Raw genomic sequence first — 12,258 nt, forward strand, 5'->3', positions numbered from 1 at the left:
GTGGGGCGCGCGGTCCACCCGAATGTACGCAAAGAGATCCTCTGACAAACATGGCAGCCGGTCCGCGCGCCGCTTCGGGTGCACGCGGACCGACGCCGCAGGGGGAGCCCCTCCCGGGGCTCAGGCGGACGCCACCTCGCGCGGCTCCAGGGCCGCCGTGTGCGCGTCCATCCGCTCGGCGGCGAGGATCGCGGCCGCCGTGTCGGCACGCGAAGCCGCCACCACCAGGGCCCGGCCCGCGAGCGCGTGCGCCCGCCGGTGCAGGGCCGCAAGGCGCGGAGCGCGGTCACCGGCCACCGACGCGCGGGCCGGCGTACGGCCGCGGAGCCGGGCCACCTGCCCGGCGAGACGGTCGGCGGCCAGGTCCAGGTCGGCGGAGGGCGCCGCCGCGCGCAGCTCGTCCGTGGCGGCGAGAAGCGCGGCGAGATGCCCCGCCAGCTGGATGTCCAGCTCCTCCTCACGGGAACGGTGAGGGAAGTCGGAAGCGCTGCCGGCCATCGTGCTGTGGACCGACTTGGTGCGGATCGGTTCGTACATGGGATGGCCTCCTGAGACTGTCAGGAAGCCATCCTAGCTTAGATCTCGTCTAAAGTTGAAACCCTTGTAGCAATCGGACCCCTCCATCGGAGGGCCCGGGTCATGTCACGGCTGGCCGTACCCGTCGAGGAAGGTGCCGATCCGGGTGATCGCCGAGCGCAGGTCGGTGACCGAGGGCAGGGTCACCACCCGGAAGTGGTCCGGTTCGGGCCAGTTGAAGCCGCTGCCCTGGACGACCATGATCTTCTCCTGTCGGAGCAGGTCCAGGACCATCCGCCGGTCGTCCTTGATCTTGAAGACGTTGGGGTCGAGACGCGGGAAGAGATACAGCGCCCCCTTCGGCTTCACGCAGCTCACCCCCGGGATCTGCGTCAGCAGCTCGTACGCCACGTCCCGCTGTTCCCGCAGTCGCCCGCCCGGCAGCACCAGGTCGTTGATGGTCTGTCGGCCGCTGAGCGCGGCGACCACACCGTGCTGACCCGGCATGTTCGCGCACAGCCGCATGTTCGCCAGGATCGTCAGACCCTCGATGTAGGACTCGGCGTGCGCGCGCGGCCCGGAGATCGACATCCAGCCGACCCGGTAACCGGCCACCCGGTACGCCTTGGACATCCCGTTGAAGGTGAGGGTCAGCAGGTCGGGGGCGACCTTGGCGGTCGGCGTGTGGGTGGCGTCGTCGTAGAGGATCTTGTCGTAGATCTCGTCCGAGCAGACCAGCAGGTTGTGCCGGCGGGCGATGTCCGTCAGTCCGCGCAGCATCGCCTCGTCGTACACCGCGCCCGTGGGGTTGTTCGGGTTGATGATGACGATCGCCTTGGTGCGGTCGGTGACGTTCCGCTCGATGTCGGCGAGGTCGGGCATCCAGTCGGCCTGCTCGTCGCACCGGTAGTGCACGGCCGTACCGCCGGAGAGGGACACGGCGGCGGTCCACAGCGGATAGTCGGGCGCCGGGACGAGGACCTCGTCGCCGTCGTCCAGCAGTCCCTGCATCGCCATCACGATCAGCTCGGAGACACCGTTGCCGATGTAGACGTGCTCGACGTCGGTCTCGATGCCGAGGGTCTGGTTGTGCATGACGACCGCGCGGCGCGCGGCCAGCAGGCCCTTCGCGTCGCCGTAGCCGTGCGCCGAGGAGACGTTGCGGAGGATGTCCTCCAGGATCTCGGGCGGGCACTCGAAGCCGAACGCGGCCGGGTTGCCGGTGTTCAGTTTGAGGATGCGGTGCCCTGCCGCTTCCAGGCGCATCGCCTCCTCGAGAACCGGGCCCCGGATCTCGTAACAGACGTTGGCTAGCTTGGTCGACTGGATCACCTGCATGTCTGGGAGCTTACGGCCCGGTAACGCTCGGTGGGTCGTGTTTTCCGCCACGCGAGACGCGTCGGTTTGAGCCGGTATCGCCGGTGAGGGTCTGATCTGCCGTTCCCGGCGTTCTCGGTTCCTGTCCGAAAACAGCTCCTTGCCCCCGCGCGCCCCTCCATTAACAATGCGCATGACAAAACTGTGGGTGGCCGGAAGATCTCCGGTCACCCTCGTCATACGGAGGGGACCCCCCACATGAGAAAGCCTCTCGCCGCCGCGCTCCTCGCCCTGGTGATCGCCGGGGCCGGCGCGGCACCGGCGATCGCGGCGCCCCCGCAGGCCGAGAAGACCGCGTCCGCCAAGGAGACCACACAGCCCGAGAACACCGCGGCTCCCGCGGTCCGGGCCGTCACCTTCGCCGGCACCGTCTCGCTCAGCAACTGTTCCGGTTCGGTCATCCGCTTCCCGGGTTCTGAGGACGACGACCCGGCGATGGTGATGTCGAACGGTCACTGCCTGGAGACCGGGTTCCCGGCCGCCGGCGAGGTCGTCGTCGACCAGCCCTCCACCCGGACCTTCGGCCTGCTCAACTCCGCCGGCTCGCGGCTCGGCACCCTGCGCGCCAGCAAGATCGCGTACGCGACGATGACCGACACGGACGTCTCGCTGTACCAGCTCACCACCACGTACGCGCAGATCAAGAGCTCGTACGGAATCACCGCGCTCACTTTGAACAACACGCACCCCACCGCCGGCACCGCCATCACCGTCGTCTCCGGCTACTGGAAGCGCACCTACGCCTGCAACGTCGACGGCTTCGCCTACCGCCTCAAGGAGGGGGAGTGGACCTGGAAGGACTCGGTCCGCTACACCTCCGCCTGCCAGACCATCGGCGGGACCTCCGGCTCGCCGGTCATCGACAACGCCACCGGCAAGGTCGTCGCCGTCAACAACACCGGCAACGAGGACGGCGGCCGCTGCACCGACAACAACCCCTGCGAGGTCGCCGCGGACGGCACCGTCACCGTCCGCAAGGGCATCAACTACGCCCAGGAGACCTACCAGATCCCGGCCTGTTTCGGCCTCGACAACAAGCTCGACCTGAGCCGGAGCGGCTGCACCCTGCCCAAGCCGTAGCACCGCGAGAGCCCTGGGCGCCTACGGAGTCCTGCGCACCGCCCGCCCCGCCAGTACGTCCGTCCGTCGGCCGTCCTCGATCACGAAACGGCCGTCGATCAGGACGTACGGGATGCCCGTCGGCAGCTCCCGCGGGTTCTCGAAGCTCGACCCCGCCGCCACCCTGGCCGGGTCGAACAGCACCAGGTCCGCCCGGTAGCCCTCGCGGACCAGCCCGCGGTCCGGCAGTCGCAGCCGGGCCGCCGGGCGTGCGGTGAGACGGGCGACGCACTCCTCCAGCGTCAGCACCCCCAACTCCCGTACGTAGTGGCCGAGATAGCGGGGGAAGGTGCCGTAGGCGCGCGGGTGCGGCTTGGCGCCCTGGAGGATGCCGTCCGAGCCGCCGGTGTGGACGGGGTGGCGCATGATCGCCCGCACGTTCTCCTCGTGGCCGACGTGCTGGAGGATCGTCGAGCCGAGCCGGTCGTCGATCAGGAGCCGGCGGGCGGTCACCCAGGGGGCCTCGCCGCGCAGGTCGGCCGACTCCTGGACGGTGCGGCCGACGAAGTCCGCCAGCCCGGCGTCCCGCACGCCCGAGATCTCGATCGTGTCCCACTCGACGGGCACCCCGTGACAGCCGTCCGCGCCGACCACCTCCAGATCGTGCCGGACGCGTTCGGCCGTCCCCTCGTCCTCCAGCCGCCGCAGGACCTCCTCCGGCCCGCCCTCGCTCGCCCAGCTCGGCAGCAGGGCCGCGAGGGTGGTGGAGCCGGGCGTGTAGGGGTACGTGTCGAGGCTGATGTCGGCTCCGGCGGCGAGCGCGTCGTCCAGCAGGGACAGCAGCTCGGGCGCGCGGCCCTTGTTGACGCCGAAGTTCATGGTGGCGTGGGCGAGATGGAGCGCGCAGCCCGCCTCGCGGGTGAGGGCCACCATCTCCTCGTACGCCTCCAGCGCCCCGGCCCCGTAGGAACGGTGGTGGGGGCAGTAGTAGCCGCCGTACGACGCCACCACCCGGCACAGTTCGGTCAGTTCGGCGTCCTTGGCGTACATGCCGGGGGTGTAGGTGAGGCCCGACGACAGGCCGACCGCGCCCTGCTCCAGGCCCTCGGCGACCAGGTGCCGCATCCGGTCCAGTTCCCCGGGCGTGGCCTCGCGGTCCTCCCAGCCGACGGCGAGCGCGCGGACCGTGCCCTGGGGGACGAGATAGGCGGCGTTGACCGCGATGCCCTGCCCGTCGAACCCGGAGTCCAGCCGGTCGAGGTACTCGCCGACCGACCGCCAGTCGAAGTCGATGTCGTCCCCGTCGCCGTTCCAGCCGGTGATCGCGCGGCGGACGTCGGCGAGCGTACGGTCGTCGACCGGCGCGTACGACAGCCCGTCCTGGCCGAGGACTTCGAGCGTGACGCCCTGGGCGGCCTTGGCGCTGTGGTCGGGGTCGCGCAGCAGCGCCAGGTCGCTGTGGGCGTGCATGTCGATGAAGCCGGGGGACAAGGCGAGGCCCTCGGCGTCCAGTTCCCGGCGGGCCTTGGGGCGCTGGCAGCCCGCCGCGGCGGCCTCCTGGACGATCGACACGATCCGGCCGCGGTCGATCACCACATCGGCGCGGTACGAGGCGCCGCCCGAGCCGTCCACCACGTCCGCGTCCCGGATGACGAGCTCTGCCAGCTCTGTCATGTCCCGCCTCCTAGAAGAACGTACGGATGTAGTCGACTACCGTGCCGTCCGCCTCCGCGAGGGGGATCAGCTGCCACTTGTCGAAGGACGTGCACGGGTGGGAGAGGCCGAGGCCCACCCAGTCCCCGACGGCGAGGTCCGCCTCGGGTGCCGTGCGCAGCCAGGCGTGCTGGTCGGACAGGGCGGTCACCTCGATCCCGGTGGCCGGGCGCTCGACGCCGCCGCGGCGGACCACCTGGGCGAAGGGCAGGTCGATATCGTAGGCCGCGTCCCGCTTGCCCGCGTTCAGGAACGCCTGTTCGGCGGACGGCCGGGACACCACCTGCGTCCAGAGCCGGAACGCGGGCTCCAGGGCGCCCTCCTCCGGGACCCGGTTGAAGGGTGTGATCTTGCGGTAGTGGCCGTCGTCGTGCGAGACGTAGGCGCCGGAGCGCAGCAGCTTCAGGGCGGGCGCGGACAGTTCGGGGATCTCGGCGAAGACGTCGGCCACCGCGTCGAACCAGGCGCTGCCGCCCGCGCTGACCACGATCTCCTCCACGTCGGCGAACCGCCCCGCCTTGTCGAAGTCGACGGCGAGCGCCACCAGCCGTCGCAGCCACGCGTGCACCCGCTCCGGAGTGGCCCCCGGCACCTCGCCCTCATAGCCCGCGACGCCGACCAGCCGCAGCGTCCCGGTCCCCGCCACCGCGTCCGCGACCGCCGCGCACTCCGCCTCGGTACGCACGCCGGTGCGCGCGCCCTCGCCGGCGGCGAGCTCGACGACGACGTCCAGCGGGCGGCGGGCGCCGCGCAGGGCCGCGTCCATCAGCTCGACCCCGCGCACCGAGTCGACGTAGCAGACCAGGTGGAAGTCGTCGTCGGCGTCGAGCCGGCCGGAGATCCAGCGCAGGGCGGCAGGGTCGACCAGTTCGTTGGCGAGGAAGATCCGCCGGATCCCGAAGGCGTGCGCCACCCGGACCTGGTGCGGTACCGCGAGGGTGACGCCCCACGCCCCGTGCTCGATCTGCCGCTGGAAGAGCTGGGGGGCCATGGAGGTCTTGCCGTGCGGGGCGAAGGCGAGGCCGTGCCGGGTCGCGTACGTCTCCATGAGCCGCAGGTTGTGCTCCAGGCGCTCGGCGGAGAGGGCCAGTACGGGAGTGGCGAAGCCGTCGGTGAAGAGGTTGCGGCGCTGGGCGGCGAGCTCGCCGACGGTCAGGCCGTCGGCGTCCGGGGGGAGGCCCTTGAAGCGGTGATCCACCCGTTCCGCCGCCAGGCCGGCGAGCGCTTCGATGGCCATGGAGCCTCCCTGATCAGCTTGATTGCCAGCTTGATTGCAGTATGCGCAACGCTCGTTGCGTATATCGCTTACCGCTGTCTAACATCTCGGGCGACGCGGGGTCAACGGAGCCGCCGCCACCCGCCACCGGCGAAGGAGCTACGACGATCGTGACCACCAGCGGACCCTGCAACGCCCCCGACGTCGTGGACGTCGTCGCGCTCGGCGAGTCCATGGTGACCTTCCTGCCCTCCCGGCCGGGCCGTCTCGCCGATGTTCCCTCCTTCGACCGGGGGATCGGGGGCGCGGAGTCGAACGTGGCGTGCGTGCTGGCCGCCGCCGGACACGCGGTGAGGTGGGTCAGCCGGGTCGGCGCCGACGGGTTCGGTGACCACCTGGTCGAGACGATCGGGGGGTACGGCGTCGACGTCTCGTCGGTGGGGCGTGATCCGGTGCGGCCGACCGGCGTGTACTTCCGTACGGCCGGGGACCGGGCGACGGACGCGCACGAGGTGGCGTACTACCGGGCCGGGTCGGCCGCTTCGGCGATGTCGGTGGAGAACACCGACCTGGCGGCCGTGCGGACGGCGCGCGTCCTGCATCTCTCGGGGATCACCGCGGCCCTGTCCGAGGACTGCCTCGACCTCCTGTGGGAGCTGACCGCCCCCCGCCCCGGCCGGCCGCTGGTCGCCTTCGACATCAACTTCCGCCCGGGACTGTGGCGGGACACCGTCAGCCCGCTCATCCTGCTCGACCTGGCCCGGCGCGCCGACATCGTCTTCGTCGGGACCGACGAGGCGGAGGAGGCCTGGGCCGCCACGGGCGGCGCGCGGGCGATCCGGGAGCTGCTGCCGGAGCCGTCCGTGCTGGTGGTGAAGGAGGGAGCGCGCGGAGCGACGGCGTTCGCGAGGGAGCAGTCGCACGACGCGCCCGGCCTCTCCCCGATACCCCCGGGCGCCGCGGAGTCCACCACGTTCGTCCCGGCCCCCCACGTCGACGTCGCCGCGGCGATCGGCGCGGGCGACGCCTTCGCCGCCGGCTTCCTCTCCGGCACCCTCCGCGGCCTCCCCCTGCGAGACCGCCTCCGGCACGGCCACCTGTGGGCCGCCGCCGCCCTCACCGCCCCCGGTGACCTCGCCCCGCCCCCCGCCCGCGACCACGCCGACCGACTGTCCGCCCTGGACGACGACGCGTGGGGGACACTTCGACTCGGCCCCGGCTGGACACAGGCCGCACAGCGGGCCGAGGAGGAGGTACGTACGCCATGAGCCAGACCGTCGACCGCGCGCTGAGTATCCTGCCGCTGCTCGCCGAGGGCCCCGCCGACCTGGGCCAGGTCGCCGAGCGACTCGGCGTGCACAAGTCCACCGCGCTGCGCCTCCTGCGCACCCTGCACGAACACGGCATGGTCTACCGCCAGTCCGACCAGCGCTACCGCCTCGGCGCGCGCCTCATCGCCCTCGCCCAGGAAGCGATGGAGAACCTCGACATCCGCGAGATCGCCCACCCCCACCTCGCGGGCCTCAACGAACAGTGCGGACACACCGTCCACCTGGCCGTCTACGAGGAGGACGAGGTCCTCTACATCGACAAGGTGGAGAGCCGCTACCCGGTGCGCATGTACTCGCGGATCGGCAAGCCCGTCGCCATCACCGTCGCGGCCGTGGCGAAACTGCTCCTCGCCGACCTCCCGGAAACCGAGCGCCGCGCCATCGCGGACAAGCTCGACTACCCCCTGTACACGTCCCGTTCGACACCCAACGCGGCCGCGTTCGTACGCGAGTTGGAGAAGGTGCGCGAACAGGGCTGGGCCACCGACCTCGGCGGCCACGAGGAGTCCATCAACTGCGTCGCGGCCCCCATCCGGGGCGCCGACGGCCGCGTGGTCGCCGCGATGTCGGTCTCCGCGCCGAACGTCGTCGTGACCGCCGACGAACTCCTCACCCTGCTCCCGCTGGTGCGCCGTACCGCGGACGCCATCAGCGGCGAGTACTCCGGCAGGACCCCCGTCAAGGAAGTCACCTCATGACCGAGAAGAAGACCGAGAAGGTCTCGCTCACCCCCAAGACCCACACCACCCCGCCCGCGAAGTTCTCCCACGGCGTGCGCAAGGGCAACATCCTCCAGGTCGCCGGTCAGGTCGGCTTCCTCCCCGCCGAGGAGGGCAAGCCGCCCACGCCGGCCGGTCCGACCCTGCGCGAGCAGACCCTGCAGACCCTCGCCAACGTCAAGGCGATCCTGGAGGAGGGCGGCGCGAGCTGGGACGACGTGATGATGATCCGCGTCTACCTGACGGACGTCGACCACTTCGCCGAGATGAACGGCATCTACAACACCTACTTCGAGGAGCAGGGCCTCACCGCGCCCCCGGCCGCCCGCACGACGGTCTACGTCGGCCTGCCCGCCGGACTCCTCATCGAGATCGACGCGCTCGCCGTCCTGGGCTGAACCCGGCTGACGGTCCCTCAACTCCCGTAACTCCCGCACGACGTACACAGCACGGCACGGCGCCTTTTGGGGTGCCGTGCCGCGATCCCCCCTGCCCGAAAGTTCCGTGTACTTACCCAGAGGACCCCCATGTCCCTCCCGTTCGCGGCCGCCGCCCCCGAGGCCCCACCCCACACCGGCGGTCTGCTCCTCCTCCTCGACGGCACGGCCGGTCTCCTGACCGTCGCCGCCATCGGCATAGCGCTCCTGCTGTTCCTCATCATCAAGGCGAGACTCCAGCCGTTCGTCGCGCTGCTCGCGGTCTCCATAGCCGTCGGCCTGCTGGCCGGACTGTCGGTCACCGAACTCTTCGGCACCGTCCAGCGATCGGACGCGGTGTCCACCATCGAGACCGGCATGGGCGGCATCCTCGGCCATGTCGCGATCATCATCGGCCTGGGCACCATGCTCGGCGCGATCCTCGAAGTCAGCGGCGGCGCCGAGGTGTTGGCGTCCCGGCTGCTGACCCTGTTCGGGGAGAAGCGCGCCCCGCTCGCGATGGGCATGACCGGCCTCATCTTCGGCATACCGGTCTTCTTCGACGTCGGCATCTTCGTCCTCGCGCCGATCGTGTACGCCGCCGCCAAGCGCTCCGGCAAGTCGATCCTGCTGTACTGCCTGCCGCTACTCGCGGGTCTGTCGATGACCCACGCGTTCCTGCCGCCGCACCCCGGCCCGGTCGCGGCTGCCGGTCTCCTGCACGTGGACCTCGGCTGGGTCATCCTGATGGGCGTCATCTGCGGCATCCCGGCCGTGCTGGCCGCCTGGGCCTTCTCCGCGTGGATCGGCCGCCGCATCTTCGTCGCCGTACCGCAGGACATGGTGGAGGCGGCGGAGGAGGCCAAGCAGGCGGTGATCGACGAGCAGCGCGAGCAGGGCGTCGCACCGCGCGAGGAGCCGGTGCCGCTGGGCACGGTCCTCGGCATCATCGGTACGCCGCTGATCCTGATCCTCGCGGCCACCTTCTCGTCCATCGCCCTGGACCCCTCCACGGGCCGCTCGGTGATCGAGTTCTTCGGCCATCCCTTCGTAGCGCTGACGATCGCCCTGCTCCTCGCGTACTACCTGCTGGGCATCCGCCGCGGCTGGTCCCGCAAGTCCCTGGAGACCGTGTCCACGGCCTCGTTGAAGCCGGTCGGCAACATCCTGCTGGTGGTCGGCGCGGGCGGGATCTTCGGCGCGGTCCTCAAGGCCAGCGGTGTCGCCCAGGCCCTCTCCGACACCTTCAACGACGTCGGGCTGCCGGTGCTGGTGCTGGCGTACCTGATCTCGGTCGTCCTGCGGGTCGCGCAGGGCTCGGCGACGGTCGCGATCGTCACGACGGCGGGCATCGTGGCGCCGCTGCTGGCCGAGGGCGACCACTCCCAGGCCTTCGTCGCCCTCGTCATCATGGCCATCTCGGCCGGCTCCATCTTCGCTTCGCACGTCAACGACGGCGGCTTCTGGATGGTGGCGAAGTACTTCGGCATCAGCGAGCGGGACACGCTCAAGACGTGGACGGTGCTGGAGTCGGTCCTGTCTGTGGCGGGGTTCGTGGTGGCGGCGGTGCTCAGCGTGTTCGTGTAGGCGTCTGACAACGACGTGTTCGTGCGGGCGTCTCGTGTAGGCGTCTGATAACGAAATCGGGGGCTGGCTGTGTCCGCCACAGGATCGTCGACCATACTGCCCGCTGTGGAGCAGCGCATAGGTTCGAGCAGCCAGCCCCTGGAAGGCGCCGGATTCGACCCGGCTTTCATCCCCGGGCTCACCGCACCCGTGTCCGGCGAACCGGCGGACGCCAAGTCCGAGGAGCCGGAGGAGACGGTTTCGGACGAGGCCGGTTCCGAGTCCGAGGAGGTCGCGTCTGACGCCTCTGATCGCTCGGGTGCTCCGGAGGCCTCGGCCGCCGCCGGAGACTCCGTGGCGGAGCCCGACGCCGACGAGGAGCCCGACGGGCCGGTCTTCGAGGCGTCCGACCGCCGCGCGAGAATAGTCGCCGACCACAAGGGCGTACGGCTCTCCCTGGACGACCAGCAGTGCGAGTTCCGCTGGGACGAGATCGGCGCCGTGGAGACGGAGGTCCCCCGTTTCGGCAAGCGGCTCACCATCACCGTGCACACCCCCGACCGCCGCTGGTACCCGATCGAGATCGAGGCCACGTCCAGGAGCCGTTTCACGGAGTGGGACGAGCAGTTGGACGCGGTTCTCGACGCGTACTTCGAGGACGGCGACGAGGAGAGCGCGGTCGAGGACGGCGCGGCTGGGGAGGCCGACGCCGTGGAGGCCGACGCAGCGAAGTCCAAGACGGCGGCGGTGCCCGTCGAGAAGGATGCCGGCTGAGTGACACCGGGGCCGGTCCCGACCAGGACCGACCCCGACTCAGCGTGCATGCGTACGACTGCAGCCCCTAGCCGCAGTACTGCGACTCCTTGCCGATGGACCGGTACATACAGTCCGCGTTCTCCAGCAGCTGCAGCACCGCGTCCCGGTTGCGCGAGGTCTCCCGCTCGATGACCTCGTCGGGCGGGTAGAAGCCGCCGCCGGAGCTGGACGACGGGTACATCTCGAAGGTGTAGCTGAAGATCTTGTGCGTACCCCAGAGGTAGTCGTCGATCGACCCGTCCGTGATGTACAGGTCGCTCGACTGCTCCGGGGTGTAGCCGTTGCTCGCGGCCATCTTCCGGCCGATCGTGGCGAAGGCGTTCCGGTCGTCCGCCGTCATGCCGGTGGTCGTGTCCGCGGTGGTGTACCCGAAGGGCCACAGCACCAACTCGCTGTACGTGTGGAAGTCGATGCCCGCCGTGATCTGCTGCTTCCCGCCGACGACCCGGCTGCGCACGAAGTCGGCGACGACCTTGACCTCCGGCGCCGACTCGGCCGCCGAACCCCGGTACGTCTCGGACGAGGTCGACCCCGAGGAGCCTCCGCAGCAGCCCCAGCGGTAGTTCCAGTTGCGGTTGAGGTCCGTACCGACGTTCGAGGAACCGCTGTTGGGCTGCCGGTTCTTGCGCCATGAACGGTAGGAGCCGGTCGCGATGTCGTACTCGCCGCCGTCCGGGTTGAGGTCGGGCACGATCCAGATCTCACGGTTGTTCACCATGCTGGTGATCCGGGAGTCGGATCCGTAACCGGCGCCCAGCTCACGGATCAGGTACAGCGCCATCTCCACCGTCAGGTGCTCACGGGCGTGCTGATGGTGCGTGAACAGCACCTCGGGTTCGGCCTCGTCCGTCGCCACGTTGTCGCTGATCTTGATGGCGACGATGTCCCGGCCCTGGTACGACTTCCCGATCACCCGCTTGCTCATGATGTTCGGATACGCCGCCAGCCGCGTGTTGAGCTCCGTGTTCATCTCGGCGTAGTTGTGGTAGCGCGAGTCGGCCGAGGGGAAGTCGAGGAGCCGTACGTCGTCCTCGCCGTTCGACCGGTCCGGTGCCGCGCCCGTCAGCGTGACGTCGTAGCCCAGTTGCCTCAACTGCTTGACCTGGTCCGCGCGTCCGGAGACGAACACCGAGTGGTCGTCGGCGTCGTCCACCGTCACCCCGGCCCGCTGGATCGCCGTGCGGGACGCGGAGTCGGAGCGCGTGTGCACCTCGTACTGGCGGATGTCGTCGGCGGACGGGGCCGCCTTCCGCGCGCTGTCGGCGTTCGCGGAGAGCGGGGCGGCGAGGGCGAGCGCCGCGACGCAGGCGAGGGCGGCGACGGCGGCGCGTCGTCCGCCGGTGCGTTGTCTGCCGGTGCGGGCGCCTGAGCCGCGTGTGCGAAGTCGCATGAAGTCTCCTAGTTTCTCCGGGAGTTCCGGGTCCTCCGGAAGCGGGGAGTGGAGCGGGGGGTGGTTCAGCGACGTGCTGGTGGGTGCGGGTGCGGGTGCGGATGTGCCGCTCATCGTCTGCTTCTGGCATGAGCAGGTC

General features: G+C 70.4%; 11 protein-coding genes. 6 read left to right on the plus strand and 5 right to left on the minus strand.

The features are described from left to right. Window positions 1-120: 120 nt before the first annotated feature. Both ABZ027_RS21730 and ABZ027_RS21735 read right to left on the minus strand, forming a co-directional pair. Window positions 121-537 carry a hypothetical protein gene (locus ABZ027_RS21730; protein ID WP_356770709.1) on the minus strand — a complete coding sequence of 139 codons (417 nt, stop codon included), beginning with the start codon at window positions 535-537 and terminating at the stop codon, window positions 121-123. Between the two features lie 105 nt (window positions 538-642). Next, window positions 643-1,854 (minus strand): pyridoxal phosphate-dependent aminotransferase, encoded by a 1,212-nt coding sequence (locus tag ABZ027_RS21735; protein WP_356770711.1) that lies wholly within the window; start codon window positions 1,852-1,854, stop codon window positions 643-645. A 237-nt stretch (window positions 1,855-2,091) separates the two neighbouring features. Between ABZ027_RS21735 and ABZ027_RS21740 the strand changes: the two genes are divergently transcribed. Continuing rightward, entirely contained in the window at window positions 2,092-2,973 is an 882-nt protein-coding gene (locus ABZ027_RS21740; RefSeq protein WP_356770713.1) for a serine protease, read from the plus strand. 21 nt (window positions 2,974-2,994) lie between these two features. Here ABZ027_RS21740 and ABZ027_RS21745 read toward each other — a convergent pair whose 3' ends face one another. Together ABZ027_RS21745 and ABZ027_RS21750 are read right to left on the minus strand one after the other, a co-directional pair. Beyond that, window positions 2,995-4,617: a D-aminoacylase gene (locus tag ABZ027_RS21745; RefSeq protein ID WP_356770836.1), complete on the minus strand. Its 1,623-nt coding sequence runs from the start codon at window positions 4,615-4,617 to the stop codon at window positions 2,995-2,997. 19 nt (window positions 4,618-4,636) lie between these two features. After that, window positions 4,637-5,902, minus strand: coding sequence for an amino acid deaminase (locus ABZ027_RS21750; RefSeq protein WP_356770715.1), 1,266 nt, complete (start codon window positions 5,900-5,902; stop codon window positions 4,637-4,639). A 149-nt stretch (window positions 5,903-6,051) separates the two neighbouring features. Here ABZ027_RS21750 and ABZ027_RS21755 point away from each other — a divergent pair, with 149 nt between their 5' ends. From ABZ027_RS21755 to ABZ027_RS21775, 5 genes are all read left to right on the plus strand, one after another. After that, complete coding sequence (locus ABZ027_RS21755) at window positions 6,052-7,149, plus strand: sugar kinase (protein ID WP_356770717.1); 1,098 nt, start codon at window positions 6,052-6,054, stop codon at window positions 7,147-7,149. Next, window positions 7,146-7,910: an IclR family transcriptional regulator gene (locus ABZ027_RS21760; protein WP_356770719.1), complete on the plus strand. Its 765-nt coding sequence runs from the start codon at window positions 7,146-7,148 to the stop codon at window positions 7,908-7,910. The genes ABZ027_RS21755 and ABZ027_RS21760 overlap by 4 nt, the downstream gene beginning before the upstream one ends. Then, the gene (locus ABZ027_RS21765; RefSeq protein ID WP_356770721.1) at window positions 7,907-8,329 is read left to right on the plus strand and encodes a RidA family protein; all 423 of its coding nucleotides are present in this window, start codon (window positions 7,907-7,909) and stop codon (window positions 8,327-8,329) included. Before ABZ027_RS21760 ends, ABZ027_RS21765 begins: the two co-directional genes overlap by 4 nt. A 129-nt stretch (window positions 8,330-8,458) precedes the next feature. Further along, window positions 8,459-9,934, plus strand: a complete 1,476-nt coding sequence (locus tag ABZ027_RS21770; protein WP_356770723.1) for a gluconate:H+ symporter — start codon at window positions 8,459-8,461, stop codon at window positions 9,932-9,934. Between the two features lie 105 nt (window positions 9,935-10,039). Beyond that, the gene (locus ABZ027_RS21775; RefSeq protein ID WP_356770725.1) at window positions 10,040-10,687 is read left to right on the plus strand and encodes a hypothetical protein; all 648 of its coding nucleotides are present in this window, start codon (window positions 10,040-10,042) and stop codon (window positions 10,685-10,687) included. A 67-nt stretch (window positions 10,688-10,754) separates the two neighbouring features. Here the strand turns inward: ABZ027_RS21775 and ABZ027_RS21780 are convergent, their stop codons facing one another. Next, window positions 10,755-12,119 carry a M14 family metallopeptidase gene (locus ABZ027_RS21780; RefSeq protein ID WP_356770726.1) on the minus strand — a complete coding sequence of 455 codons (1,365 nt, stop codon included), beginning with the start codon at window positions 12,117-12,119 and terminating at the stop codon, window positions 10,755-10,757. Window positions 12,120-12,258 lie beyond the last annotated feature (139 nt).

The organism is Streptomyces sp. NPDC006332, assembly GCF_040612855.1.
In the GTDB taxonomy this organism is placed as follows: Bacteria; Actinomycetota; Actinomycetes; order Streptomycetales; family Streptomycetaceae; genus Streptomyces.

Bases quoted from the DNA above. Each gene is read 5' to 3' on its own strand.
- ABZ027_RS21780 (WP_356770726.1), bottom strand. From the start codon at position 12,119: ATGCGACTTCGCACACGCGGCTCAGGCGCCCGCACCGGCAGACAACGC.
- ABZ027_RS21730 (WP_356770709.1), bottom strand. From the start codon at position 537: ATGTACGAACCGATCCGCACCAAGTCGGTCCACAGCACGATGGCCGGC.
- ABZ027_RS21765 (WP_356770721.1), top strand. From the start codon at position 7,907: ATGACCGAGAAGAAGACCGAGAAGGTCTCGCTCACCCCCAAGACCCAC.
- ABZ027_RS21760 (WP_356770719.1), top strand. From the start codon at position 7,146: ATGAGCCAGACCGTCGACCGCGCGCTGAGTATCCTGCCGCTGCTCGCC.
- ABZ027_RS21770 (WP_356770723.1), top strand. From the start codon at position 8,459: ATGTCCCTCCCGTTCGCGGCCGCCGCCCCCGAGGCCCCACCCCACACC.
- ABZ027_RS21750 (WP_356770715.1), bottom strand. From the start codon at position 5,902: ATGGCCATCGAAGCGCTCGCCGGCCTGGCGGCGGAACGGGTGGATCAC.
- ABZ027_RS21735 (WP_356770711.1), bottom strand. From the start codon at position 1,854: ATGCAGGTGATCCAGTCGACCAAGCTAGCCAACGTCTGTTACGAGATC.
- ABZ027_RS21740 (WP_356770713.1), top strand. From the start codon at position 2,092: ATGAGAAAGCCTCTCGCCGCCGCGCTCCTCGCCCTGGTGATCGCCGGG.